Origin of the sequence: Azospira oryzae (assembly GCF_004217225.1) — a bacterium.
GTDB classification, from domain to species: domain Bacteria; phylum Pseudomonadota; class Gammaproteobacteria; order Burkholderiales; family Rhodocyclaceae; genus Azospira; species Azospira oryzae.
This window is the reverse complement of record NZ_SHKM01000002.1, coordinates 548,731-573,503: the sequence shown is the minus strand read 5'-3', so window position 1 is coordinate 573,503 and position 24,773 is coordinate 548,731. Positions and strand designations below refer to the sequence as shown.

Below are 24,773 nucleotides of genomic sequence, written 5' to 3'. Positions count from 1 at the left end.
CACTGCGCACGCACACGGAATTCGCCATGACTTTCAAGGTATTCATCGACGGCCGCCACGGCACCACCGGTCTCAAGATCGACGAGCGGCTCTCCATCCGCCCGGAAATCGAAATCCTCACCATCCCCGAGGACAAGCGCAAGGACCCGGCGGTCAAGGCCGAGTACATCAACAGCGCCGACGTGGTCTTCCTCTGCCTGCCCGATGCCGCCTCCCGGGAATCCGTGGCCCTGCTGGCCCCGGGCAACACCAGGACCCGCTTCCTCGACGCCTCCACCGCCCACCGCACCAACCCGGACTGGGTGTACGGCCTGCCCGAACTCAACGGCGGCCAGCGCGAGCGCGTCGCCAAGGCCCAGAAGGTGGCCGTGCCCGGCTGCCACGCCAGCGGCTTCATCATGCTCATGGCGCCCCTGGTGGCCGGCGGCATCGTGCCCAAGGACTACCCGGTCAGCACCTACTCCATCACCGGCTACAGCGGCGGTGGCAAGGAAATGATCGCCAGCTACGAAGAGCCCGCCAGCCTGCCGGACGCCATGAAGAGCCCGCGCTTCTACGCCCTCGGCCTCACCCACAAGCACCTGCCGGAAATGCAGATGCAGACCGGCCTGGCACACCAGCCCCTGTTCACCCCCATCGTCGGCAACTTCGCCCAGGGCATGGTGGTGGCGGTGCCCCTGCTGCCCCGGATGCTCGGCAAAAAGGTCACCCCGGCCGACCTGCAAGCCTTCTACAGCGAGTACTACGCCGGCGAAGTGTTCGTGAAGGTGATGCCCCTGGATGCCGCCCCGGTGCTGGACAACGGCTTCCTGCCGGCCACCGCCTGCAACGACACCAACCGGGCCGAGATTTTCGTCTTCGGCCACGGCGAGCAGATCCTGGTGGCCTCCCGCTTCGACAACCTGGGCAAGGGCGCCTCCGGTGCTGCCATCCAGTGCATGAACCTGATGCTGGGCGTGGACGAGGCAACCGGCCTGGCCGTTTAAGCAGCGCCCATCGCACCAACGAAAAGGCCGGCCCGGGCAATCCGGGCCGGCCTTTTCTTTTATGCCAAGGCTCAATCAAGTGATCCAATTTGATTGACGAAAGCGCTCCGGAATCGGGCAGCCTCGGTGCTAGTCTTGGCTCATCACTTCGACCGAGCACCAGCATGGACCAAGACCGCCTCCCAGTACGCCAACGCCTTATCAGCGCCGCCCTGGAGCGCTTCCTCGCCGATGACTACCACCGCGTCACTACCCGTCAGATCGCCGAACAGGCAGGCGCCAACGTTTCCATGATCCGCTACTACTTCGGCAGCAAGGAAGGGCTTTACGAAGAGATGATCCGGGAAAGCCTGGCCCCCTTGCTGGAGGTGCTGGATGGCCCCCTGTTCGACGCAGTGGACGGCTTCGGCAGTCTGCTCCGGCTGTACTACGACACCATGGCCGGCCAGCCCCAGTTTCCCAAGCTGATCCTCAAGGTCCTGGCGCTCAACCAGGGCCCCGGCCGTCGCTTCATCCAGCAGCTGCTGGAACGGGGCCGCAACCGGGGCTCCCGGCGGGTGGAAGGGCTCAAGGCCAGTGGCCAGGTGGATGCCGGCACGGACCCGGACATCCTGCGCCTGGCCTTCGTCAGCCTGGCCATGACGCCCATGCTGCTCAAGGACATTTTCGAGGAGCAGATGGAACGGCCCATGGATGGCGAATTTCTCGCCCGCCTGGCCGATTTCAACGGCCATCTTTTTACCGCCGGACTCAAGCCCGCCGCCGACTGAGGATCCCCGCCATGACCTACCAGCGCCACGCCGGAGCCGTACGCCGTTTCGGCCGCCTCATGCGCTTCGCCAGCCGGGTGCAGCAATGGCCGACACGCCTCACCCCGGCCCCGTTCCGCCTGCTGCAGATCGGCTCGGCCTTCTGGCAGTCCCGCGCCCTCTACGCCGCCGCTCGCCTGGATATTGCCACCCGGCTCGGGGAGGAAACCCTGACGGCGGAGGAGATCGCCTCGCGCATCGCAGCCGATGGGGATGCCATCGCCCGCTTGCTGCGGCTGCTGGCAGCCCTGGGAGTGTTCCGCGAAACGGCGCCCCGCCGCTTCGCCAACAACGAACTGTCCGGCTGGTTGCGCCGGGATCACCCGCGGAACCTCAGGGCCATGATCCTCCTGCACAACGATCCGGCCATGTGCCGCCCCTGGTATGAATCCCTGGAAGAAGGTCTACGCGAGGGTAGGGCGCCCTTCGCCCTCAGCCACGGTCAGGAGCTCTTTCCCTATCTGACGGACCATCCCGAACTGGAGCGCTTGTTCGCCGACGCCATGGATAGCGTGGAAGCCCTGAGCGGCGACAGCTTTGCCACTGACTTTGACTGGAGCCGCTTCCATCACCTGATCGACCTGGGGGGAGCCCGCGGCAGCAAGGCCCGCACCATCCTGCGCCACCACCCCCGGCTGCGGGCCACGGTAGTGGAGCGGCCCAGCGTGGTGGCCGAGGCCCGGCAGCATCGGGAAGGCGATGCAGAAGCGGAGCGCCTGACCTTCCTGGCCGCCGACCTGCAAAGTTACCAGCCGCCGCCGGCCGGCCCCGGCGATGTCTTCCTCCTCGCCGCCGTGCTGCATTGCCTGGACGATGCCGAGGCCGCTGCCGTGCTCGGGCGCGTGGCCGCCGCCGGCGCCCCCGTGGTCGTTCTGGAACAGGTGTTGCCGGAACAGGGGGCCGACCTGGCCGCCGCCTCCTTCGACATGCAAATGTTCATGGGCACCCGGGGGCGGGAGCGCACCCAGGCGGAATGGCAAGCCCTGGCCGTGAAAGCCGGGGTGGTGCTGGAAGAAATCGTGGCCCTGCGCAGCTTTGCCCGGATTCTGGTGTTCCGCCGGGGCCACTGAGGCCGCTCAGTAGAGCAGGAAGGGCGCCCGCTCCATCTCCCACGCCGCCTCGTCCGGCCGCACCAGGGCGTCGAAATCGGCCGGGGTGGCGGCGGAATCATCCACCCATTCCCGCAGCAACGGGCTGCCGTTGATGAGGTCGATGGCCAGGCGGTCCCGTTCGTATTCGTAGGGGAAGTCGCGCCAGATCGGGTAGTCGGGCTGCAGGCGGCGCAGGGCCTTGAAGGCCAGGGTCTGCAGGCGCCAGGGCTGGAAGGCGGCGTGGTCGTAGTGGGCCGGGTCTTCCATGTGAATCTGCACGCCGTGGCAGAGCTTGCCGGCGTGCTTGTGGAAGGTGGGCTCGAACCAGCATTCCCGCAGCACGCAGCCCTTGAGCCATTCAGGGGCCAGGGCGCGCATCTCGGCGATGATGGCCCGGGCATCGATGTCCGGGGCGCCGAAGAGTTCCAGGGGGCGGGTGGTGCCCCGGCCTTCGGAAAGGGTGGTGCCTTCGAGCATCACCGTGCCGGCGTAGGCCCGGGCCATGGAGAGATTGGGGGCGTTGGGGCTGGGGTTCACCCAGCTGCGCTCGCCCAGGGGCCAGCCGTAGCCGGGGCCGGCTTCGGGCTGCCAGCCGGCCATGGTGATGACCTGGCAATCCACGTCCAGCTTGAGGCTGGCGACGAACCAGCGGGCCAGCTCACCCATGGTGAGGCCGTGGCGCATGGGCAGGGGACCGGCACCGACGAAGCTCTCCCAGCCCTGGCGCAGCAAGAGGCCTTCCACCGGACGGCCGGCGGGGTTGGGGCGGTCCAGCACCCAGACACTCTTGCCGTGTTTGGCCGCCGCTTCCAGCACGTAGCGCAGAGTGGTGATGAAGGTGTAGATGCGGCAGCCCAGATCCTGCAGGTCCACCAGCAGCACGTCGAAGCTGTCCATCATGCCGTCCGTGGGCCGGCGCACTTCGCCGTAGAGGCTGAAGACGGGAATGCCGTGCAGGGGGTCCGTGTAGTCAGGCGACTCCACCATGTTGTCCTGCTTGTCGCCGCGCAGGCCGTGCTGGGGGCCGAAGGCGGCGGAAAGCTCGAGGTCGGGCAGGGCGGCCAGGGCGTCCAGGGAATGGGTCAGGTCCCGGGTGACGGAGGCGGGATGGGCGAGGAGGGCGACCCGCTTGCCCGCCAGGGGGCGGCGCAGGGCGGGGTCGGCGAGCAGGCGGTCGAGGCCAAACTGGATCATGGGATGTCCTACAGGTCGGGCAGGGCGAGGGGAACGGCAAGCGCGAATCCGTCCCGGTGGTGAAAGTCGGCTTTGCCGGCGGGGTGGGCCAGGGCCCAATAGGAGAGCGGGCCGTCGGCCTGCTCCACCACGGTGGTCAGGGCCAGATGCAGCTCGCCGTCGCCGGCAGGCAGGGCTTCGGCGGGCAAGGTAACGCGGAGGCTCAGGCTGCCCTCAGCCACCTGCCACTCCAGATGGGGCGCCGGCAGGGTGACATTTTCCAGGCGCTGGCGGTAGGCAGCGAAGGCGTAACCGGCCCACTGGCCGGAGGGGGAGAAGTTGTACTCCCGATACGCCTCGCCGCCCCGGCGGAGGAAGACCTCGAAACAGGTGTGGGCCCACAGCCGGTCGGGCGCCACCGGTGCGGCGGGGGAGGGCAGGCGCAGGGCGGCCAGATCGCCGGCGAGGTGGTAGTCCAGTTGCAGGCCGCCGCTGCCATGGGCGGCCACGGCCACCGCAATACCGGCCACGGCAGGAGCCGGATGCTCGGGATGGGGCGTCAGGGCGCGGTTGGCGGGCAAGGAGGTCATGGGCAAAAGGGGGAAGGCGCCGGGCATGGGAAAATGGGCAAGCAGGGGCGAAGTTTAGCCCAGCCCGGGCCGCCCCGGATGCCGCGGGGCCGGCGAAGGGCCTTACAATTTGGCCCATGCTCCCGATCCGCTACGTCGAACCCGTGTTCCGCCCGCCCAGCGAGGCCGAATCCCTGATCCTGCCCGTCACCGACGGCTGCTCCTGGAACCAGTGCACCTTCTGCGAGATGTACACCGCCCCCCATAAGCGCTTCCGTGCCCGGGAGGAGGAAGAGGTGCTGGAAAGCATCCGCCGCGTCGGCGCGCAGTACGGCAGCCAGGTGCGGCGGGTCTTCCTGGCCGACGGCGACGCCCTGGTGCTGCCCACCCGGCGCCTCCTGGCCTACCTGGAAGCCATCCGCAGCCACCTGCCGGCGGTGCGGCGGGTGTCCAGCTACTGCCTGCCGCGCAACCTGCGCAAGAAATCCGTGGACGAGATCAAGGCCCTCAAGGAGGCCGGCCTCTCCATGGCCTATGTCGGCGCCGAATCCGGTGACGACCTGGTGCTGGAGAAGGTGAACAAGGGCGAGACTTTCGACAGCACCCGGGAGGCCCTGGAGAAGTTGGGGGAGGCCGGCATCACCCGCTCGGTGATGATCCTCAACGGCCTGGGGGGCCACGCCCACTGGCAGCAGCACGCGGAAAACTCCGCCCACCTGGCCAACTCCACCCAGCCCGAATTCCTTTCCACCCTGGTGGTCAGCTTTCCCATGGGGGAAGAGCGCTTCCGCGCCGACTACCCGGAGTGGGAACCTCTCGACCAGTTGGGCCTGTTCCGCGAGATGGAGCGCTTCCTCTCCCTGCTGCAACTGAAGCGCACCGTCTTCCGCAGCGACCACGCCTCTAACTGGCTGGTGCTGAAGGGCAACCTGCCCACGGATCAGGACAAGCTGCTGGCCCAGGTGCGCGCCGCCCTGGCCGACCCGGCCCACGCCCCCCTGCGGCCCGCCTGGGCCCGGGGCCTGTGAGGCAGACGCCATGAGCCACGGCGTGCCCCTGCGCAGCTTCAAGGACCGGGTCCGCCAGGTGGCCCTCTTCGAACTGCTCGGCCTGCTGCTGATCACCCCGGGCTTTGCCTGGGTCTCGGGCCAGTCCATGGAAAGCGCCCTGGGCCTGCTGGCCGTGCTGTCCCTCATGGCCGCCCTGTGGAACGGCGGCTACAACACGGCGGTGGACTGGCTGCAGGCCCACCACTTCGGCACCCGGGCCGACCAGCGCGGCTGGCGCGGCCGCATCCTGCACGCCCTCTGTTTCGAGGGCGGCCTGCTGCTCCTGACCCTGCCGGTAATCGTGCTGTGGACCGGCCTTTCCTGGTGGGCCGCCCTGGTGGCGGACCTGGGCCTGGCCCTGGTGTATACCGCCTACGCCTTCGTCTTCAACCTGGCCTACGACCGGCTCTTTCCCATCGTCCCGCCGCCAGCGTAGACCGCCACCAGCCGCAGCCCCAGGGGCGAGGGCAGGGCCTGCAGGGCGAAGTCGAAGCGGTCGGCCTCGGCGCACAGGTCCAGGTCGGCGGGGGGCAGGTGGGGCTGATCACCGGCGGCGAAGCGGCGGCCGAAGTCCGACTGCCGCACCCGCTCGGAGAAGGGCTCCGGGGAAGGATCGCCGCCCTGCAGCAGGGCTTCCAGATAATCGGCGCAGGCCACGTCCTCGTCGCCGTCCCGGTCCGTCCATTCGCCGGTGATGACCAGGGTCACCCGGGGCACGCCCGCGGCCAGGATCACCGCCGCCGTGGCCCGGGCATTGAGCAGGGCCGCGCCGAAGAGCAGGGGGGCCGTCCGGTAGCGGCTGAGGCCCCGCACCCCGGCGGCCGTGCAGTGGATCAGGGTGCGCCCCTGCAGCTCCGCCCCCTGCACCGCGCTGGGGGAATTGCCGTAGTGGTAGCCGGGGATGGGGGCGCCGCCGCCCACCGCCCCCACCAGCAGGGCCTGGGGCAGATGCTGCAACAGCAGCAGGCCGTCGCCGGGGGCGGCCACCGGGTACAGCTCCCAGGCGCCCCGATGGATGGCCCAGGCGGCGGTGGAGAAGGAGCGCAGCACATCGATCACCACCACCGCCCCGGTGGGTTCGGGGGCGGCACTGAGTCGGTTCAGGTAGCGGCGTTCGACAAGGGGCGGGGGCATGGTGCCCCCATGCTAGCAAAGCCGGGCGGGGCGCGGAATCCGGGGCCTTTCCGGACGTCGCCGGGCTTCAGATGCAGCGCCGCATCGCTGCCCCGGGGGACGGCGGCCGCGACACGGAAGAGGTCTATCCGCTGGCCCACCGGTAGCCGACCAGCGGAGCGGAGTGGCCTGGGCCGGCAGCAGCGGTGCGGCGAGGGAAGTCAGCCGATGCCGGCCCTGCCATTACTCATTGGGGGGACTGCCGGCTAGCGCCCCATTCAGGGGGCCGCCAGTTGCAGGCGGTTGCGGCCGGCTCTTTTGGCGCCGTAGAGGGCCTCGTCGGCCTGGTGCACCAGGGTTTCGGCATGCGCCTCCCAGCTCGGCACCACGCTGGCAATGCCAAGGCTGACGGTGACGATGCGGGGAGCGGTTGCCTCATGGGGCAGGGCCAGGGCCCAGATCGCCTGCTGGATGTTGCGGGCGATCTCCTGGGCCTCGGGGGCGGAGGTATTCGGCAGCAGCACGACAAACTCCTCCCCGCCATAACGCGCCACCAGATCGCTGGCCCGCCGCCCCGCCCGGGTGAGCACCCCGGCCAGGGCCTGCAGGCAGGCGTCCCCCTCCAGGTGACCGTAGTGGTCGTTAAAATGCTTGAAGAGGTCCACATCGAGCATGATCAGCGCCAGGGGAGCGGCGCTGCGCTGGGCCCGGCTCCACTCCTGCACCAGGGTCCGGTCGAAAGCCCGGCGGTTGGCGATGCCCGTCAGCCCGTCCGTATAGCTCAGGGCCTCCAGCTTGGCATTGGCCTCTTCCAGAGCCCGGGTGCGTTCCTCCACCAGGGCCTCAAGCTCCCGGTTGCGCTCGTGCAGGCCCTGGAGGGGATACACCTCCCCGTCCCGGACCAGATGATAGGGAATGGAAATGCCGCTGTGGGCGATCATCCAGGCGCCGTTTTCCTGCTTGAACAGCAGCACCAGCCGGGCCGTCTCCCGGGACAGGATATGGTCGGGCAGCGGCAGGTGGATATGGAAGAAGGCCGTGACCAGGACCACATCGGCACTGATGTCCTGCAGCGACAGATCCAGCATTTCGATGCGCAGGGATTCGGCAACCTGGGCAAAGTCCTGGCGGGTGATCCGGACCCATTCGGTCTTGTCCTTCACCAGGAAATCCCCGCCACCGGTATAGCCACTGAAGTTTTCGCTGAAGCGGGAGGTCAGCCGGCCATCCCGGGTGGCGTACATCTCGATGTATTCATCAAACAGGGAGCGAATCAGGCGCTGTCGTTCCGGGTCCATGGGCAGTGTCATTCAGTAGATCCTCATAACGAATGATGCCTGAAAACGAAGGCGTAGAATGGCGCCTTGCGCCCTTCTCCCGGCACCCAACCCTCCGCCCGACCTGACGCCACGCCATGCTGCCCACCTTCCTGCAAGCCGACGCCGACCTGCAAGCCCTCAACACCCTGGCCCTGCCGGGACGCGCCGCCTTCCTCGGCACCATAACCGCAACGGCACAACTGGCGGCCATCTCCGCCGTGCCTGCCCTGCAAGGCAAGCCCCGCTTCATTCTCGGCGGTGGCAGCAATCTGGTGCTGAACGGCGACTTCCCCGGCCTGGTGCTGCGCCTGGCCATCCCCGGCCGGGAACTGGCGGCGGAAGACGACGAAGCCTGGTACATCCGCGCCGGCGCCGGCGAAAACTGGCACGACTTCGTGCGCTGGACCCTGGCCGCCGGCTATCCGGGCCTGGAGAACCTCTCCCTCATCCCCGGCACCGTCGGCGCCGCCCCGATCCAGAACATCGGCGCCTACGGCCTGGAAGTGGCGGAGCGCTTCCACCACCTGGAAGCGGTGGACCTCACCACCGGCGCAGCGGTGCGCTTCGACCGCCACCAGCTGCGCTTCGGCTACCGGGACAGCCTCTTCAAGCAGGAGGGCTGGCACCTCGACGGCCGCTACGCCATCACCCACGTCACCTTCCGCCTGGAGAAGCACTGGCAGGCGGTGACCCGCTATGCGGACGTGGCCAAGGAACTGGCCGCAGCCGGCATCGCCGCCCCCACGGCCCTGCAGGTGTCGGACGCCATCATCGCCATCCGCCAGCGCAAGCTGCCGGACCCGGCCCAGGTGCCCAACGCCGGCAGCTTCTTCCACAACCCGGTGGTGGACGCCGCCACCGCCGCCCGACTGGCAGCCGAGTACCCGACCCTGCCCCAGTACCCCCAGCACGACGGGCGGGTGAAGCTGGCCGCCGGCTGGCTGATCGAGCAGGCGGGGTGGAAGGGGAGGAATCTGGGGCCGGCGGGGATGTATGAGAAGCAGGCGCTGGTGCTGGTGAATCGTGGCGGCGCCACGGGGGCGGATGTGGGGGCGGTGATGGGGGCCGTGCAGGCCAGTGTGCGGGAGAAGTTTGGCGTCGGGCTGACGCCGGAGCCGATTTTTCTTTGATCCCCAGCAGAGGGATAACCGCAAAAACGGCGCTAGCTCATGCAACAAAGTGATGGAAGGCAGCCACCAGTAATTGGATAGTTATGACTAACGCCCCAGCAAAAAGAAGAAGAAAAAAGAAGAGCACCCTTTGAATCACAAACTGGACAACGTAGTTATCTTCCCCCGGAGCCCCTTTGGGCATATCCCGATAAACCGGAAGCCCCAATAACTCTTTCCAGTCATATTCGGAATAGCCTTTTTTCCCCCATAACCAAAGGGCAAACTGGACTGTAATAGCCGCGGACACGATCGTAGCTATAACAAGAAGCAACGTTTCCATGTTCTCTTTCCTAAAGTTTGGCTAACGCCAAGGACTGATTGGCACAAAAGGGAAACCCGAGACGGACAGTCGGGCGCCTATCTCGGCTTGATTCAGATCATCCGCTTCCACGAAGCGGACACCACCAACGACACGAACAACGACTTGCCGATCAAGGGCGCTGCTATCCTGTCGAGGTTCGCTGTTACCCATGTCCTTGCCTCGTACCACGCTCAACTTTTCTTTTCTGCTCTTCTATGTAGCAACGCCATTCCGCTCGGGCTTCCACTGTTAGCAATATGTAGTAGAAGAAAAATGCTGTCTCTATGAATGACACAGATTTTCCTTTGAGGCCGCTCAGAAAAAGCCGGGAAACAATCTTAATCATGATGAGGAGAGGCGCCATGCAGAATGCGACCATCAACAGGGTCTGTAGATAGGTCTTTGGTATCGCATCACCCAGGAATCTGGTTTGTATGGCAATGGCACAGGCAATGACCGTTACGATAGACGCTACGATTAGTCTGGATACGGTCTGTTCTGTCACGATTCAAGACTCGCGTAAAAATATTCCATCGAGTGATCATCGCCCGCCTCAAGCGGTGATGGGTTGATTGACCGCCAGGTTCCGCGCCTGACGCGCGGGTTACTTTTCTTGTCTTACCAAGAAAATGTAACCAAAAGAAGGCGCGCCCGGTTTGGCGCCCCGCGTACCGCGGGGTCCCCTGCGCTACTCGCTTCCGGCGGGGGCTGCGCAACTCGGGCCTAAAGGCCCTCAAACAGTGCTCGCCCTTTTCCCGCCAAAAGCTGCGTTGCTCGGCGCCGCACAGGGCGCTTTCATGTGTCCTAACTCAATTGAAAGTATCAACGTTTTAGATACCTATTTAGAGATGTCTCTTAGGAATATCAGAACGGGAACTCGAGTTCCTACATCATCGGAGCGAAAAACCACTGTTACGTCGCCTTTGATTGCTGTCTTCCCCAATAAATCTGTCAGCTTAATGTGCGGATCCAAGTGCATTTTTGTTCGACGGGAAGCAACACTCGGCACCACGGCTGCCCACCCTCGCTTTGTACTATCTAGATCAATTGCTCTGATCTGAATTTCTACATTTTCGTAATCTTCGACAGTCTCCAATTGCTCCTCTTCTGGAGCATTACTAGGCATAGCCTTAATCGCCCTATTACCAATCTCTGAGGAGCTATCTCTATTGAAAACAATTGAGACATCCCCCTCTCTCTTAGCAGGTCGCACAACACGTACAGCATCTTTTGCAACCTGAGGATTCTTGAGAATCGCGGTATCTAGTATCGATTTGAATTGATCCTCAGAGACTCCAGCTTGTGCAGCCCCGCTAACTATGAATATATTTTGATTTGCTTGTAAGATCTGCTTTTGCTCTTCGGAACCGCTAAATTTCTTTAGCAAGTACAGCCCACCACCAGTAACTAGAGCGCCAATTATTGTTCCGATTAGCAGTCGATTATTCAGTAGCGAGTCGACCTTCAGTTCACTACGTAACTCCGTAATGTCTTGGTTTAACTTCTCTTGATTACCCCAAACAAATTTAACAATTAGGTCTTCCCATAAGCTCCCAGCCTTGACCTCATTTACGAAAACATGTGTTCGTTGAATGGACAAGCCAGGGGAAAGTCTTTCTAAGACAAAAGGTGTTACTTCAATGATGGATTTGAGAGCCAGAAGAGATTCTGCAACGTCCTCAAGCGGCAGATGATTTTTGTTGCTGTAGTAAATCGATTGGCCTGTCACTAAGTCCACAACATACCTCCTGCGGTAGCATCAAATGAAGATGGCTGTTCATGATAAACGAATATGAGCTACCCCTTGCACACCTCCCTTCCACCCCCGCCGAGCAGCGCAAGGCGGGCGGGGGGTTTTCGGCGAGGACTGTCTGAGCCCCCGCAGGGGGCGAGTTCCGCAGCCGCCCCGACCGACTGAGCAGCGCAGGGGAGCCCGCAGGGCCGGGGGTGAGGGTTCCCCTTCTTTTGGTTCCTTTTCTTGGGGAAGCAAGAAAAGGAACCCGCGCGGCGGCGCGGAACCCGGCGGTCAAACACCATCCCTCGCCCGAGGAGTCAGAGAAGCTCCGCTCTGAACGATTCCCCACGACACCCATCACCTTCGTCATATGTACATGACATCCAACAATCCCTACTATCCCGCCCGGCTCAACCGGCCTTGATGCGCCATCCCGGCGCGTCATCACATCATCACAGGGCGAGAAAATGAAAAACAAGCAAGTTGCATTGCTGGTCGCTGTCGCTGCAGTCAGCCTGACCACCGGCTGTTCCACCATTACCCAATCCGAAAACCAGCGCGTTTCCGTGACCGCTTCCTATGAAGGCAAGCCGGTCCCCGACGCGGACTGCTCCCTCAGCAACGACAAGGGCACCTGGACCGCCAAGGCCCCGGGCCAGGTGGACGTGCGCAAGAGCGGCGAAAACCTGAACGTGGTGTGCAAGAAGGAAGGCCTGGTGGACGGCCTGCTCACCGCCGTTTCCCGCGCCGCCGGCTCCATGTGGGGCAACATCGTCTTCGGCGGCGGCATCGGCGCCATCATCGACCACAACAAGGGCACCGGCTACGACTATCCCACCACCCTGCCGGTGGAAATGGGCAAGTCCGTCTCCGTGGACCGGGCCCAGGAAAAGCAGCAACAGCAGTTGCAGCAGCAGGCTGCCGCCGACTGCCGCAACAACGGCAGCACCTGCTAAAGCGGGCGGGCCTTCCCGCCGCTTAGTTCCGGGGGCCAGGCAACTGGCCCTCTGCTTTCAGGGGTTCCCCCAGGCACACCGCCAGCCCCTCCGCCAGGCCTTGCGCCATGGCCTGCTGGCGGCTCCGGTCCCGCAGGGCCAGTTCCTCATCCCGATGCTTCAACACCCCCGCCTCGAACAGCACCGACGGCATAGCCCCGTGTGAAATGACAAACAGCGTGTCATAGAAGCGCACCCCGTTCTCCTCATCCGCCCAGGGCCGGGGCGTGCCGGCGGCGGTGGTGCCGTGGTGGGTGGCGGGGACGAAGCCCCGGGCCCTCAGTGCCCGCCCCATGGCGGAAGCGCAGGCCAGGCTTTCTTCCAGCCGGGGATTGCGGTGGGAGATGAAGAGGGCGAAGCCCCGGTCCTCGTCGGCGAAATCCAGGTCTTCGCCCATCCAGTTCCAGGCGGTGAGCTTGAAGGAGGCCACCGAATCGTGATGAATGGAGAGCAGGAAGTCGCTGCCGGCGGCGGCATCGACCCGGGCCTGCAGACTTTCGATTTCGCCGTCGAAATTCACCGGACGCACCGTGAGGCCCCGGGCTTCCAGAACCGGCCGCAGCACCCGGGCCAGGTTGAGGTTGAAGTCGAATTCGGTGGCGCCCCGGGCGCTGATGGCGCCGGAGTCCCACAGGCCGTGGCCCACATCCACCGCCACGGTGCCGGCGGCCCGGGCCGGGAGGGGGGCGAGGGCGGTCAGCAGCAGGCAGGCTAGAATGGCGGCCATGCTCCAGGGCCGGCGCTGCCGCCCTTCACTCTGACTCTGCGTGATTGCCATGGCCAAGAAAACTCCTTCCGTTGCACTGCCGTCTGTCGATTACCGCCTGGTGCCCATCCGGCCCGAGGCCCATCTCTTCCAGGTGACGTGCACCGTAACCGACCCGGACCCGGCGGGGCAACGCTTTGCCCTGCCCACCTGGATTCCCGGCAGCTACATGATCCGGGAATTCGCCAAGAATATCGTGCGCATCGAGGCCAGTGCCGGCGGCAAGGCGGTGGGCCTGACCCAGATCGACAAGGCCACCTGGCAGGCGGAGAAGGTGCCCGCCGGCACCGCCTTGAGCGTGACCATGGAGGTCTACGCCTGGGACCTCTCGGTGCGTGGCGCCCATCTGGATGGGAGCCACGGCTTCTTTAACGGCACCAGCGTCTTTCTCTGCGCCCTGGGCCAGGAAGACCGGCCTTGCCGGGTGGAACTGGTGAAGCCCCAGGGCAAGGCCTACGCCGCCTGGCGGGTAGCCACCAGCCTGCCCGTGGCCAAAGGAGAGAAGGGCGCCGCCGCCCTCTACGGCTTCGGCCGCTACCGGGCCGCAGACTACGACGAACTGATCGACCATCCGGTGGAAATGGGCACTTTCGCCCTCATCGAATTCAAGGCCCGGGGCGTGCCCCATGCCATCGCCGTCACCGGCCGCACGGACGTGGACCTGAAGCGTCTGGCCGCCGACCTCAAGCCCATCTGCGAATGGCAGATCGATCTCTTTGGCGGCAAGGCCCCCATGGACCGCTACGTCTTCCTGGTGATGGCCGTGGGCGACGGCTACGGCGGCCTGGAGCATCGCGCCTCCACGGCCCTGCTCTGTTCCCGGGACGACCTGCCCAACAGCAATACACCCGCCAGCGGCCCCCTGCCCGAAGCCTACGTCACCTTCCTCGGCCTGTGCAGCCACGAGTATTTCCACACCTGGAACGTGAAGCGCATCAAGCCCGCCGCCTTCGTCCCCTACGACCTCACCCAGGAGGCCTACACCCGCCTGCTGTGGGCCTTCGAGGGCTTCACTTCCTATTACGACGACCTCTGCCTGGTGAAGAGCGGCGCCATTGACAGCGCCACCTATCTCAACCTGCTGGCCAAGACTGCCAGTGCCGTGAAGAAGGGCCCGGGGCGCCACCTGCAGAGCGTGGCCGAGTCCTCCTTCACCGCCTGGACCAAGTATTACCGGCAGGACGAAAACGCCCCCAACGCCGTGGTCAGCTACTACGCCAAGGGCTCCCTCATCGCCCTGGCCCTGGACCTGAAGCTGCGGGCCGAGAGCGGCGGCAAGGCGAACCTGGATCAGGTGATGCAGCTGCTGTGGCAGCGCCATGGCCGTACTGGCATCGGCGTGGCGGAGGAGGGGCCTAACAGCGTCTTCGCCGCCGTGGCCGAGGTGGGCGGTGCGGCCGCCGCCCGCTGGCTGAAGCAGGCGGTGACGGGCACCGGCGATCTGCCCCTGGAGCGGCTGTTGAAGCCCTTCGGCGTCACCCTGGCCTGGGAAGCGGCTTCCAGCCTGCCTGTCCTCGGGGCCAAGACCGGCGGCGAGGGTAGCGAAGTGAAGCTGACCAGCGTGTACAACGGCGGCCCGGCGGAAGCGGCGGGCCTCTCGGCCGGCGACGTGCTGATCGCCTGGGACGGCCTCAAGCTCACCCCCGCCGCCCTGGAGAAGCGCCTCAAGCGCCACCGGGCGGGAGATCAGGTACAGCTGCACGCCTTCCGCCGCGACGAATTGATCGAGGCCAGCCTGACCCTGGCCGCCCCGGCGGCCGACACCGCCAAGCTCAGCCTCACGGCCAAGGCCGACCGGGCCGCCCAGGCCCTGCGCCAGGGCTGGATCGGCGCCTGAGCATCGTGGAGAAGCCCACCATGACTGCCCCCCGCGCCATCCACTTCGCCGACCCGCTGCCGGCGCCAACCCTGGACCAGCCCGCCCCGGAACGCTGTATCGGCACGCCGCCCCGGCGCACCACCTGGGAGCTGTACGAGCAGCAGGGCATTTCCATGGGTGTGTGGGCCTGCGAGCCGGGGGCCTGGAAGATCGCCTTCCACGCCCATCGCCACGAGTTCTTCCAGGTGCTGGAAGGGCGGCTGCAGCTCATTGCCGACAGCGGCGAGGTACGGGAATACGGGCCCGGCGATGCGGCCATCATTCCCGCCGGCTTCAGCGGCGTGTTCAAGGTGATCGAGGCGGTGAAAAAACGCTACGTGATGGTGGACCAGCCCGCCGGCTGAGGCGGGGTAAATACCCATGGCGGCTGAGGCCGTCCCCTCTTATGATGGAGCCAATGGCAAACGGGGAGGGCGGAATTTGTCCGTACTCAAGGCACTGTGGGGCGACCTGATCCTGGGCGTGCGCTGGCTCTTCAGCAAGCACGCCTGGAAACTGCTGCTGGCCGTGCTGGTGCCGGCCGGTCTGGTCATGTTCATCGGCTACCTGTCCCTGGCCAAGCCCCAGTTCTACCCCAGCTACCTGTGCCGTCTCTCGGAAAACGGCGCCATCGTCACCCTTTTCTACCTCTCCGCCGGCCTGGCCCTGAGCGGCATGGTGCTCATCGGCGAGGTGGTGAACCTGGTGGAAGCACAACGCCAGCAGCGCTCCCCGGACAATCAGCGGCGCATCGCCGTAGCCGGCATCCTGGCCCTGGCCTTCGCCGCGGCCATCGTCTTCGTCATGCGCAGCTGCTGAAGGCGCCTTCAGTCTTCGTAGAAATCCTTGGCCGCCGTCCAGGTCACCGGCTTACCCGCCAGATGGGCCCGGTCGAACATGCGGATGAAGGGCTGCACCCGCTGTGAGAGGGCCACCAGTTCGTGGGCCTCGACGCCGACGCCGCTGTCCGGCGCCGCCTCGGCGCTTTCCCCTTCCTTGTGACAGAGGGCCGCCAGGCGGGCCAGGGCCTCGGTCATGTCTTCGGGCACGATGACGCCCCGGGCGGTGGGCTCCTTGCCGAGGATTTTCAGCAGGACCCGGGCCACGTCGGCGAAAGTGATGATGTCGGCGGTGGCGACGGACTGGAACTTGACGATCATGGTGTGCTCTCCTGTGGCGGCAGGGCCCGCCGGGCCTGGGCTTGGCGCCCTGGTGCAGGCCTCGATTCTACCCCTCTCCCGGCCCTTCGCCCCCGACCTTCGACCTACCCGGCGCCATGGGGTAAAATGCCGTTATTCATAATTATGTAATGGAAGGCCATGCATGGCATCCAGTCTTGACCACCTTTTCGAACAGAACCGGATATGGTCGGAACGCATTCGTTCCGAAGATCCGGAATTCTTCGACCGCCTCGCCACATTACAGAATCCCGAATACCTGTGGATCGGCTGTTCCGATTCCCGGGTCCCGGCCAACCAGATCACCGGCCTGCAACCGGGGGAAGTGTTCGTCCATCGCAACATCGGCAACGTGGTGGTGCATAGCGACCTGAACTGCCTCTCGGTGCTGCAGTACGCCGTCGATGTGCTGCACGTGAAGCACATCCTGGTGGTGGGCCACTACGGCTGTGGCGGCGTCAAGGCGGTGCTCGACAACCTGCGCGTCGGCCTGGTGGACAACTGGCTGCGCCACATCCAGGACGTGCGCCAGAAGCACCTGGCCATGCTCAATGCCATCGCCGACCCGGCCGTGCGCCTGGACCGCCTGTGCGAGCTCAACGTCATCGAGCAGGTGCTCAACGTCTGCCATGCCACCGTGGTCCGCGATGCCTGGGACCGGGGCCAGGACCTGACGGTGCACGGCTGGGTCTACGGCCTGGCCGACGGCCTGGCCAACGACATGAACATTTCGGTGAATTCTCACCAGGACACCCACGCGGCCTACGAGGCTGCGATCGCCCAGATCGGCTCGCCGGCCTGATCTGACTTGCGGAGAGGCCGCCCGCAACACGGGCGGTTTTTTCACGTTAACGGACGCCCATCCGCGTCCCGCCGGCGTGCATCACCTTTGAGACCAGCCAGCCGCTGGACCCGGGCCACCCAAGAAAGTCCGGGCCGTTGCTGACCCCCACAATCAACAGCAGGAGTTTCACCCATGTCCGGAACCCGGATTCTTAACGCTGCCATGCGCAGCAAGATCATGTCGGCCGAACAGGCCGCCGCCCTCATTCAGTCCGGCATGAACGTCGGCATGAGCGGCTTCACCGGCGCAGGCTACCCCAAGGTCGTGCCCGCCGCCCTCGCCAAGCACATCATGGACTCCAATCTGAACGGCAAGAAGTTCAAGATCGGCGTCTGGACCGGCGCTTCCACCGCCCCCGAACTGGACGGCGCCCTGGCCATGGTGGACGGCGTCGAGATGCGTCTGCCCTACCAGTCCGACCCCACCTGCCGCAAGCGCATCAACGCCGGCGAGATGGAATACATCGACATCCACCTGTCCCACGTTTCCCAGTTCGTCTGGGGCGGCTTCCTCGGCAAGCTGGACGTGGCCGTGGTGGAAGTGGCCGGCATCACCGAAGACGGCAAGCTGATTCCGTCTTCCTCCGTCGGCAACAACAAGACCTGGCTGGACCAGGCCGACAAGATCATCCTGGAAGTGAACTCCTGGCAGAGCCTGGACCTGGAAGGGATGCACGACATCTATTACGGCACCGCCCTGCCGCCCCACCGCAAGCCCATCCCCATCATCCGCACCGAAGACCGCATCGGCCAGCCTTACTTCAACGTCGATCCCAGCAAGATCATCGCCATCGTCGAGACCAACAAGCCGGACCGCAACTCCGCCTTCACCCCGCCGGACGCCAACTCCAAGCTGATCGCCGGCCACATCCTGGACTTCCTCCAGCATGAGGTGAAGATGGGCCGCCTGCCGACCAACCTGCTGCCTCTGCAGTCCGGTGTCGGCAACGTGGCCAACGCCGTGATGGCCGGTTTGAAGGACGGTCCCTTCGAGAACCTCACCGCCTACACCGAAGTGCTGCAGGACGGCATGCTGGAACTGCTGAAGTGCGGCAAGATGACCTGTGCTTCCGCCACCTCCTTCTCCCTCTCCCCCGAGGCCCTGGCCGATCTCACCGCCAACCTGAAGGACTTCAAGAACAAGATCATCCTGCGGCCCCAGGAGATCTCCAACCATCCGGAAGTGATCCGCCGCCTCGGCGTCATCGCCATGAACGGGCTCATCGAAGCCGACATCTACGGCAACGTGAACTCCACCCACATCATGGGCACTTCCATCATGAACGGCATCGGCGGCTCCGGCGACTTCGCCCGCAACGCCTTCATCTCCATGTTCATGACCCCCTCCAGCGCCAAGGGCGGCACCATCTCCTGCATCGTGCCCATGGTCTCCCACGTGGACCACACCGAGCACGACGTGCAGGTGATCGTCACCGAACAGGGCCTGGCCGACCTGCGCGGCCTTTCCCCCAAGGCCCGGGCCAAGGTGGTCATCGAGAAGTGTGCCCACCCCAACTTCAAGCCGGCCCTGCAGGAGTACTACGAGCGCTCCCTGCGCTACTCCCCCGGCCGCCACACCCCGCACCTGCTGGACGAAGCCTTCACCTTCATGCCCAACTGGATGGCCAACAAGGCCGCCCGGGAAGCCTGGCGCGACGACTCCCTGGTGCAGGCCGACGCCTGGAAGAAGTAAGCCGGGCGGTTCTTTCCACCCAAACGAAAACCGGCTCCGAGGGGCCGGTTTTTTTTCGAGGAAAATCCTTTCAGGGCTTGCCGCTGGCGGCCTGCATCTCGGCCACGAAATCCCTCTGGATTGCCTTCAGCTGGGCGCCCATTTCCGCCATGGAGCGCTGGGACTCCTGGGAGATCTGACGCAGCACCAGGGGCATCTTCTCGATGGTGGCGCGGCCCGCCGGCGTTTCGTAGAAGGCGAGCATGCCGGCCACTTCGTCCTCGGTGAAGGTCTGGGTATAAAGGCGCATGTACATCGGCTCCTGGCGCTCCCAGGACAACTGCTCCTGGATCAGGGCCACCATGCGCGCCGTCATCCGGGTGATGGCCGCCTCCTGGGCCGGGGTCGGCGACTTGCCCCGCAGGCTCTGCTGCGCCAGGCCCTGCATCATGCCCTGGGCCTGCTGCTGCACTTGCTGCAACAGGGCGCGGGCCTGGGTCACCTCCAGCAGGCGCCGGACCGAGGCTTCGCTGGCCGGCTCGGCCAGGGCTGCAGAGCTCCCGAGCAGAAGGACAAGGAGCAGCAGGTTGCGGATTGATGAGCGCATGGGGATTCCAAAAAAGGGATGGGGTAAAAGACAAGGCTACGAGCCCGGGGATTATGCCGTCCGACTTGGCAAACGCCAATGCGGGCTGCCCCGCGTCCCCGCCGGCTTTTCCCGCTCCCGCCCCTGTGCCAGAATGGCCCGCCTGCCATTTGCCGACGCTGCAATGCCCATCCCCGCCACCATCCGCACCATAGCAACCACCCCGCCTCTGCGGCTGCCGAGGGCGTGACCGTGCGTCTCGGCATCGACCTGGGCGGCACCAAGATCGAGATCATCGCCCTGGGCGACGACGGCCGGGAACTGCTGCGCCGCCGGGTGCCGACGCCCCGGGGCGACTACGGCGCCACCCTGCAGGCGGTGGCAGGCCTGGTGCGGGAGGCTGAAGCAGCGCTGCGGATGACGGGCAGCGTCGGCGTCGGCATGCCCGGCAGCGAATCGATCCTCACCGGCCACATCCGCAACGCCAATTCCACCTGCCTCATCGGCCAGCCCCTGGGCCGGGACCTGGAGGCCCTGCTGCAACGGCCGGTGCGCCTGGCCAACGACGCCAACTGCTTCGCCCTGTCCGAAGCCATGGACGGGGCAGGGCGGGGTGCCCGCTGCGTCTTCGGCGTCATCCTCGGCACCGGGGTCGGCGGCGGCCTGGTCATCGACGGCCAGGTGCTGCGGGGTGCCAACGGCATCGCCGGCGAGTGGGGCCACATCCCCCTACCCGGCGCCGGAGCCGACGACCTGCCCCTGCCGCCCTGCTACTGCGGCCGCCACGGCTGCGTCGAAACCTATCTCTCGGGCCCGGCCCTGGCGGCCGACCATCAACGCCACGGCGGCGAAGCCATGGAGGCAGCCGCCATCGCCGCCGCAGCGGCCGCCGGCGACGCCCGCTGCGAGGCCACCCTGCAGCGCTACGAAGCCCGTCTGGCGCGGGCCCTGGCCACGGTGATGAATATCGTGGACCCGGACGTGATCGTCCTCGGCGGCGGCCTGTCCAACCTGCAACGGCTCTATGCCAACGTGCCCCCCCTGTGGGCACCCCACGTCTTTTCCGACCACATCGCCACCCGCCTGCTGCCGCCCGTGCACGGCGACTCCTCCGGAGTGCGGGGCGCGGCCTGGCTGTGGTGATTGCCTGAAAGTGAAAGCATGGCCCTGATCGTCTCCCGCCTCGCCGTCGGTCCCGTTTCCGCCCTGCCGGAAGGCCGCCCCACGGCCATCTACAAGAATGCCGTGGACGGCCCGCTGGCCATCGGCCCCCTCGGCCTGGAGGGCGACGCCCAGGCCGACCGGCGCGTCCATGGCGGGCCGGAGAAGGCCGTCCATCTTTACCCCAGCGACCACTACGGCAAGCTGGCGGCGGCCTTTCCCGAGGCGGCAAGCACCCTGGTACCCGGCAGCCTGGGGGAAAACCTGGCGGTGGCCGGCACCGACGAGACCCAGGTCTGCATCGGCGACATCTACGTCTTCGGCAGCGCCCGCCTGCAGGTTTCCCAGCCCCGCTCCCCCTGCTGGAAAATCGACTCCCGCCACGGCGCCGACGGCATCGCCGCCCACATCGCCGAGCACGGCCTCACCGGCTGGTATTTCCGCGTCCTCACCCCGGGCTCGGCCCGGGTGGGCGATGCCCTGCAACTGGAAGCGCGCAACCCGGACCCGGTGTCCCTGGCCGAACTGTGGCAGGGCTGGCAGATCCACCGGCCGCCCCTGGAACTGCTGGAGCGCCTGGCCGCCACCCCGGGCCTGACCCCGGACTGGAGCCGGCGCCTGCGGCAGCGGGCCGACTGGCTGCGGGCCAATCCCCAGGCGGCCGCCGCGGCCGCCACCACCTGGCATCCGCGCCGCGACTGAATGCCCATTGTTTGACGTACGTTAAACCTCGCCGGCATCGGCATACTAGGATGGGATTAAAGTCATATAGGCGGAATGCACCGCCAGGAGCGGCTCCCATGGCCACAGGACGTGCCGATGAAGACTGACGCGCCCATCAGACCCCAGGTCTCCCTGCGCCCCATCCGGCGTGGTGTCGAGGCCTTGCCCCTGTTGCTGGCCCTGCTCCTCAGCGCCCTGCTGTGGGCGGCGGTGGATATCATCCTCGCCCACGAGAAGGAACGGGAGCTGGAACACGGCTACCGCCAGCTGGACTATCTGCGCCGCACCTTCCAGGAACACAGCCACAACACCCTGACCACGGCGGACCAGATTCTCCGCCTGCTCAAGGCCGAGTTCGAGGAGCGGCCGGGCACCCGGGAGTTCAGCGAATTCCGCCGGGCCCTGGAGCACAGTTCCATCTTCGTCCAGCTGGGGGTGATCGGGGCCGACGGCGAACTGCAGTGGAGCAACGTCCCCTTCAAGCAGGTCAACCTGAAGGACCGGGAGCACTTCCAGGTCCATGTGGACCGGGACAGCGGCCAGGTCTTCATCAGCAAGCCGGTGCTGGGCCGGGCCTCGGGCAAGTGGTCGATCCAGCTCTCGCGCCGCCTCAACCACCGGGACGGCAGCTTCGCCGGCGTCGCCGTGGCCTCGGTGGACCCCCAGTACCTGGCCCGCTTCTATCAGGATGTGGGGCTGCAGGCCGGCACCGTGCTGGGCCTCATCGGCCACGACCGGGTGCTGCGGGTGCGCGTCACCGACAAGGAAACCGCCATCGGCCAGACCCTGAGCGACGGCGCCCCCCTGCTGCGGGCCCTGCACCAGGGCAGCGACGGGCGCTTCCGCGCCCCCAGTTCCTTCGACGGCACCATGCGCCTCTACAGCTACGGCCAGATGCCGGGCCTGGCCCTGTCCGTGGTGGCGGGTTTCGATGAGGCCCAGGTCCTGGCGCCCTACCAGGAGCGGGCCCGCAGTTATCGTCGCATCACCGCCGCCAGCACCGCCGCGCTGCTGCTCACCGGGCTGCTCCTGTGGTGGCTGTTGGCCCGCCTGCGCCAGGCGCGGCAGGAAGTGGAGGCGGCCCACGCGGTCTTCTCCGCCTCCCCCGATCCCATGGTGATGCTGCAGCGGGACCCCGGCGGCCACTTCCACTATCGCTATTTCAATCCCGCCGCCCTGACCCTGGCCGGCCGCCGCGCCGAGGAAATGCAGCACCATCCCCTGGACCAGGTGCTGACGCCGGAAGATGCCCTGCGCCGCCAGCTGATGCTGGAACAGACGGTGCGCAGCGGCCAGGTGCAGGAGGCCGAACAGACCACCACCTACCCCAGCGGCGAGCGCACCGTGCGCTGGACCGCGGTGCCGGTACACGATGGCAGCGACCACATCAGCCACGTCGCCCTGATCGGCCACGACCTCACCCAGCTGCGGGAAGAGCAGCGCCAGCTGTGGCTCTCCGACGCCATCGTGGCCCAGACCCACGAGGCGGTCATGGTCACAGATGCCAGCGAGCGCATCTTCCGCGTCAATCCGGCCTTCTGCCTGATGACCGGCTACGCGCCGGAAGAGGTGGAAGACCATTCCCCCGGCCTGCTGGCCTCCGGTGTGCACGACGCCGAGTTCTACCACCACATGCACCAGGCCCTGCAGAGCCGTGGTTTCTGGCAGGGGGAGGTGTGGCAGCGGCACAAGGACGGCCATCTCTTCGCCTGCCTGCTGGATATCTCGACCCTGCGCGACGGCGAAGGCCGCCTCACCCACTACGTGCACGTCTTTTCCGACATCACCGAACAGAAGCATCTGGCCGAGCAGATGGAGCACCTGGCCCATTTTGACGGCCTGACCCAGCTGCCCAACCGCAACCTGTTCCAGGACCGGGTCTGCCAGGCCCTGGCCCGGGCCGAACGCAACGGCACCGGCCTGGCCCTGATGTTCATGGACCTGGACGGCTTCAAGGCGGTTAACGACAGCGCCGGCCACAATACCGGCGACCGCCTGCTGGTGGAGGTGGCGCGGCGCATCACCAGCGTGCTGCGCAAGGTGGACAGCGTCTCCCGCCAGGGCGGCGACGAATTCACCGTGCTCCTGGAGAACCTCAACAACGGCCAGGGCATTGCAGAAACGGAAGAGGCAGCGCGACGCATCATCGCCGCCATCAACGAGCCGGTGCTGCTGGACAGCCGCAGCTTCCGCGTCGGCGCCAGCATCGGCATCGCCTTCTACCCGGCGGACGGCGACAACGTGGAACTGCTCATGGCCCGGGCCGATGCGGCCATGTACCAGGCCAAGGCCCGGGGCAAGAACCGGCATCTGTGCTGGACGCCGGAACTGGCCCCGGGAGAGGCCTGAGGCCAGCCCTTCAGGTGGTGGCCAGATCCACCTGCTGCAGGGAACCGGCCTCGCCGTTCTCGGCCAGCCAGACGCTGGTCTGGCGCACCTGGCCCTGCTGCTGGTTGTCCCCGTCCTTGAGGCTGAACTCGCTCTGCACCGAGCCCAGCCAGAGGGCGCCCACACCCGCCTCCTGCAAGGTCTGCAGGCCGGCGCCCTGGCCTTCCTGACCCGCCTTTCCGGCTGCCGCCGTGTCGGCACCGGGCTGCCACAACCGCAGTTGGGAATAGATGGCGTCGGCTTCGTCGATCCAGTTGTTGCCGTCCGTGTCGTAGGCCTTGAGATCGGCAAAGCCGTTGCCGGAAAGGGCGCCGAACAGCTCCCGGCCGTCGTTGATGGCGCCGTCGCCGTTGCGGTCCAGGGCCAGGAAGGCGGAGCCCCGGCCGAGGCCGGCCACCGACTCCTGGTCGCCGTCCGCATCCAGGTCGAAGTCGAAGCGGGTGTCGGCCAACTCGGCCGCCTTGCCCGGGAAGTTGAGCACCAGGGGATCTTTCAGTTCCCAGGTACCGCTTTCCTTCTTTTGGTAGTCGGCCTCGTACTGGCGTTGCATGGCCACTTCCAGGTCGAAGTCGATGCAGCGGCCGTCGGCGGTGCGCACGCTGCCGCTGGCGCAGACCGTGGTGGATTCGCTTTCCCGCACCTTGAGGTTGGTCTCCGACTCCCAGGCCACCACCCGCACCCGGGGCATACGGGGCTGGGCTTCAAAATCCCCCGCCGCCGGCGTTCTGGCTGACGCCCCTTTGCCCTGGCCCAGGTCAGGCAGGCCGGTGCTGTCCCCGTCCTTGTCGCAGCAGCAGTCCTTGTCGCCGGCGGTGAGCATGGCGAACAGCCGGGTGATCATCTCCTGCAGCAGCTGGTCCACCCTGCGCCGGCGGCTTTCGTCGCCGCTGGCGATGGCGCCGCTGCTCCAGCTTTCCGGCACCACGGCGACGGCCGAGGCCCTCGGCTCCACCTCCTGAGCGACGATCTTGCCGTCCTTGGCATAGCTTTTCAGCATGTCCTTGAACTCGCCATCGTGCTCCACCCGGAAGACATAGCTGGCCTCCCGGGTTTCGCTGGCCGTGCGCTGACAGCTGATATCCATCTGGCAATCCTGGATTCTCATGATTTCTCTCCACAAAGGCCCGGCCCGGAATGGGCTCGGGCCAGAGCCTTTGCAAGAGTCTTGCCAAATGTAAAAAACCTTGAGTTTCAGCGGGTTGACGCGAAATGGAGGTATTCCACCGGGCTTGCCGGCGGCAATGATGGACGGTCTCGGCGGCAGGATATGGCTGGGTGTGGCCGGC

Annotated in this window: 25 protein-coding genes; 15 read left to right on the top strand and 10 right to left on the bottom strand. The window is 66.1% G+C overall.

Features of this window, described 5'->3' with window-relative positions; all coding sequences use genetic code 11:
• The first annotated feature begins 26 nt into the window (after positions 1-26).
• The 3 genes from argC to EV678_RS11725 all read left to right on the top strand — a co-directional run bounded on the left by argC (position 27) and on the right by EV678_RS11725 (position 2,865).
• A complete protein-coding gene (argC, locus tag EV678_RS11735) occupies positions 27-986 on the top strand; it encodes an N-acetyl-gamma-glutamyl-phosphate reductase (RefSeq protein ID WP_014235890.1) in 960 nt (319 codons plus the stop codon).
• 164 nt (positions 987-1,150) lie between these two features.
• Positions 1,151-1,756 (top strand): TetR/AcrR family transcriptional regulator, encoded by a 606-nt coding sequence (locus EV678_RS11730; RefSeq protein WP_130459659.1) that lies wholly within the window; start codon positions 1,151-1,153, stop codon positions 1,754-1,756.
• An 11-nt stretch (positions 1,757-1,767) separates the two neighbouring features.
• Complete coding sequence (locus EV678_RS11725; protein ID WP_130459658.1) at positions 1,768-2,865, top strand: methyltransferase; 1,098 nt, start codon at positions 1,768-1,770, stop codon at positions 2,863-2,865.
• A 6-nt stretch (positions 2,866-2,871) separates the two neighbouring features.
• Here EV678_RS11725 and EV678_RS11720 read toward each other — a convergent pair whose 3' ends face one another.
• Together EV678_RS11720 and EV678_RS11715 are read right to left on the bottom strand one after the other, a co-directional pair.
• On the bottom strand, positions 2,872-4,080 hold the full coding sequence (locus tag EV678_RS11720) for an exo-beta-N-acetylmuramidase NamZ family protein (protein WP_130459657.1): 1,209 nt from the start codon (positions 4,078-4,080) through the stop codon (positions 2,872-2,874).
• A gap of 8 nt (positions 4,081-4,088) precedes the next feature.
• Positions 4,089-4,649 carry a DOMON-like domain-containing protein gene (locus EV678_RS11715; RefSeq protein WP_130459656.1) on the bottom strand — a complete coding sequence of 187 codons (561 nt, stop codon included), beginning with the start codon at positions 4,647-4,649 and terminating at the stop codon, positions 4,089-4,091.
• 116 nt (positions 4,650-4,765) lie between these two features.
• Between EV678_RS11715 and EV678_RS11710 the strand changes: the two genes are divergently transcribed.
• Together EV678_RS11710 and EV678_RS11705 are read left to right on the top strand one after the other, a co-directional pair.
• Positions 4,766-5,656: a radical SAM protein gene (locus tag EV678_RS11710; protein ID WP_130459655.1), complete on the top strand. Its 891-nt coding sequence runs from the start codon at positions 4,766-4,768 to the stop codon at positions 5,654-5,656.
• Between the two features lie 10 nt (positions 5,657-5,666).
• The gene (locus EV678_RS11705) at positions 5,667-6,113 is read left to right on the top strand and encodes a PACE efflux transporter (protein ID WP_130459654.1); all 447 of its coding nucleotides are present in this window, start codon (positions 5,667-5,669) and stop codon (positions 6,111-6,113) included.
• Here EV678_RS11705 and EV678_RS11700 read toward each other — a convergent pair.
• Entirely contained in the window at positions 6,074-6,811 is a 738-nt protein-coding gene (locus tag EV678_RS11700; protein ID WP_130459653.1) for a 2-phosphosulfolactate phosphatase, read from the bottom strand. The two genes, EV678_RS11705 and EV678_RS11700, sit on opposite strands and share 40 nt — an antisense overlap.
• Before the next feature lie 257 nt (positions 6,812-7,068).
• A complete protein-coding gene (locus tag EV678_RS11695; RefSeq protein ID WP_130459652.1) occupies positions 7,069-8,100 on the bottom strand; it encodes a diguanylate cyclase domain-containing protein in 1,032 nt (343 codons plus the stop codon).
• A 104-nt stretch (positions 8,101-8,204) separates the two neighbouring features.
• On the opposite strand from EV678_RS11695, the gene murB reads away from it, so the two are divergent.
• Positions 8,205-9,239 carry a UDP-N-acetylmuramate dehydrogenase gene (murB, locus tag EV678_RS11690; protein ID WP_130459651.1) on the top strand — a complete coding sequence of 345 codons (1,035 nt, stop codon included), beginning with the start codon at positions 8,205-8,207 and terminating at the stop codon, positions 9,237-9,239.
• A 37-nt stretch (positions 9,240-9,276) separates the two neighbouring features.
• Here murB and EV678_RS11685 read toward each other — a convergent pair whose 3' ends face one another.
• Both EV678_RS11685 and EV678_RS11680 read right to left on the bottom strand, forming a co-directional pair.
• Complete coding sequence (locus tag EV678_RS11685; protein WP_130459650.1) at positions 9,277-9,561, bottom strand: hypothetical protein; 285 nt, start codon at positions 9,559-9,561, stop codon at positions 9,277-9,279.
• Positions 9,562-10,420: 859 nt separating this feature from the next.
• Entirely contained in the window at positions 10,421-11,320 is a 900-nt protein-coding gene (locus tag EV678_RS11680) for a hypothetical protein (RefSeq protein ID WP_130459649.1), read from the bottom strand.
• 464 nt (positions 11,321-11,784) lie between these two features.
• On the opposite strand from EV678_RS11680, the gene EV678_RS11675 reads away from it, so the two are divergent.
• Complete coding sequence (locus EV678_RS11675; RefSeq protein WP_014235900.1) at positions 11,785-12,273, top strand: hypothetical protein; 489 nt, start codon at positions 11,785-11,787, stop codon at positions 12,271-12,273.
• Positions 12,274-12,295: 22 nt separating this feature from the next.
• On the opposite strand, the gene EV678_RS11670 is transcribed toward EV678_RS11675, so the two are convergent.
• Positions 12,296-13,090 (bottom strand): N-acetylmuramoyl-L-alanine amidase family protein, encoded by a 795-nt coding sequence (locus EV678_RS11670; RefSeq protein WP_235832457.1) that lies wholly within the window; start codon positions 13,088-13,090, stop codon positions 12,296-12,298.
• Between EV678_RS11670 and EV678_RS11665 the strand changes: the two genes are divergently transcribed.
• The 3 genes from EV678_RS11665 (at position 13,089) to EV678_RS11655 (ending at position 15,755) form a co-directional block, all read left to right on the top strand.
• A complete protein-coding gene (locus tag EV678_RS11665) occupies positions 13,089-14,915 on the top strand; it encodes a M61 family metallopeptidase (protein ID WP_130459648.1) in 1,827 nt (608 codons plus the stop codon). The genes EV678_RS11670 and EV678_RS11665 overlap by 2 nt on opposite strands.
• Before the next feature lie 20 nt (positions 14,916-14,935).
• The gene (locus EV678_RS11660; protein WP_014235903.1) at positions 14,936-15,301 is read left to right on the top strand and encodes a cupin domain-containing protein; all 366 of its coding nucleotides are present in this window, start codon (positions 14,936-14,938) and stop codon (positions 15,299-15,301) included.
• 76 nt (positions 15,302-15,377) lie between these two features.
• Complete coding sequence (locus EV678_RS11655; protein WP_014235904.1) at positions 15,378-15,755, top strand: hypothetical protein; 378 nt, start codon at positions 15,378-15,380, stop codon at positions 15,753-15,755.
• An 8-nt stretch (positions 15,756-15,763) separates the two neighbouring features.
• Here the strand turns inward: EV678_RS11655 and EV678_RS11650 are convergent, their stop codons facing one another.
• A complete protein-coding gene (locus EV678_RS11650) occupies positions 15,764-16,096 on the bottom strand; it encodes a DUF1840 domain-containing protein (RefSeq protein ID WP_014235905.1) in 333 nt (110 codons plus the stop codon).
• Between the two features lie 163 nt (positions 16,097-16,259).
• Between EV678_RS11650 and can the strand changes: the two genes are divergently transcribed.
• Positions 16,260-16,916: a carbonate dehydratase gene (gene can, locus EV678_RS11645; protein ID WP_014235906.1), complete on the top strand. Its 657-nt coding sequence runs from the start codon at positions 16,260-16,262 to the stop codon at positions 16,914-16,916.
• 174 nt (positions 16,917-17,090) lie between these two features.
• Complete coding sequence (locus tag EV678_RS11640; protein ID WP_014235907.1) at positions 17,091-18,650, top strand: acetyl-CoA hydrolase/transferase family protein; 1,560 nt, start codon at positions 17,091-17,093, stop codon at positions 18,648-18,650.
• Between the two features lie 70 nt (positions 18,651-18,720).
• Here EV678_RS11640 and EV678_RS11635 read toward each other — a convergent pair whose 3' ends face one another.
• On the bottom strand, positions 18,721-19,236 hold the full coding sequence (locus EV678_RS11635) for a DUF2059 domain-containing protein (RefSeq protein ID WP_130459647.1): 516 nt from the start codon (positions 19,234-19,236) through the stop codon (positions 18,721-18,723).
• A 231-nt stretch (positions 19,237-19,467) separates the two neighbouring features.
• Here EV678_RS11635 and EV678_RS11630 point away from each other — a divergent pair, with 231 nt between their 5' ends.
• The 3 genes from EV678_RS11630 (at position 19,468) to EV678_RS11620 (ending at position 23,448) form a co-directional block, all read left to right on the top strand.
• On the top strand, positions 19,468-20,358 hold the full coding sequence (locus tag EV678_RS11630; protein WP_130459932.1) for an ROK family protein: 891 nt from the start codon (positions 19,468-19,470) through the stop codon (positions 20,356-20,358).
• A gap of 18 nt (positions 20,359-20,376) precedes the next feature.
• Complete coding sequence (locus EV678_RS11625) at positions 20,377-21,078, top strand: MOSC domain-containing protein (RefSeq protein ID WP_130459646.1); 702 nt, start codon at positions 20,377-20,379, stop codon at positions 21,076-21,078.
• Between the two features lie 117 nt (positions 21,079-21,195).
• Complete coding sequence (locus tag EV678_RS11620) at positions 21,196-23,448, top strand: bifunctional diguanylate cyclase/phosphodiesterase (RefSeq protein WP_165397509.1); 2,253 nt, start codon at positions 21,196-21,198, stop codon at positions 23,446-23,448.
• Positions 23,449-23,458: 10 nt separating this feature from the next.
• Here the strand turns inward: EV678_RS11620 and EV678_RS11615 are convergent, their stop codons facing one another.
• Positions 23,459-24,571, bottom strand: coding sequence for a hypothetical protein (locus EV678_RS11615; protein WP_130459644.1), 1,113 nt, complete (start codon positions 24,569-24,571; stop codon positions 23,459-23,461).
• Positions 24,572-24,773 lie beyond the last annotated feature (202 nt).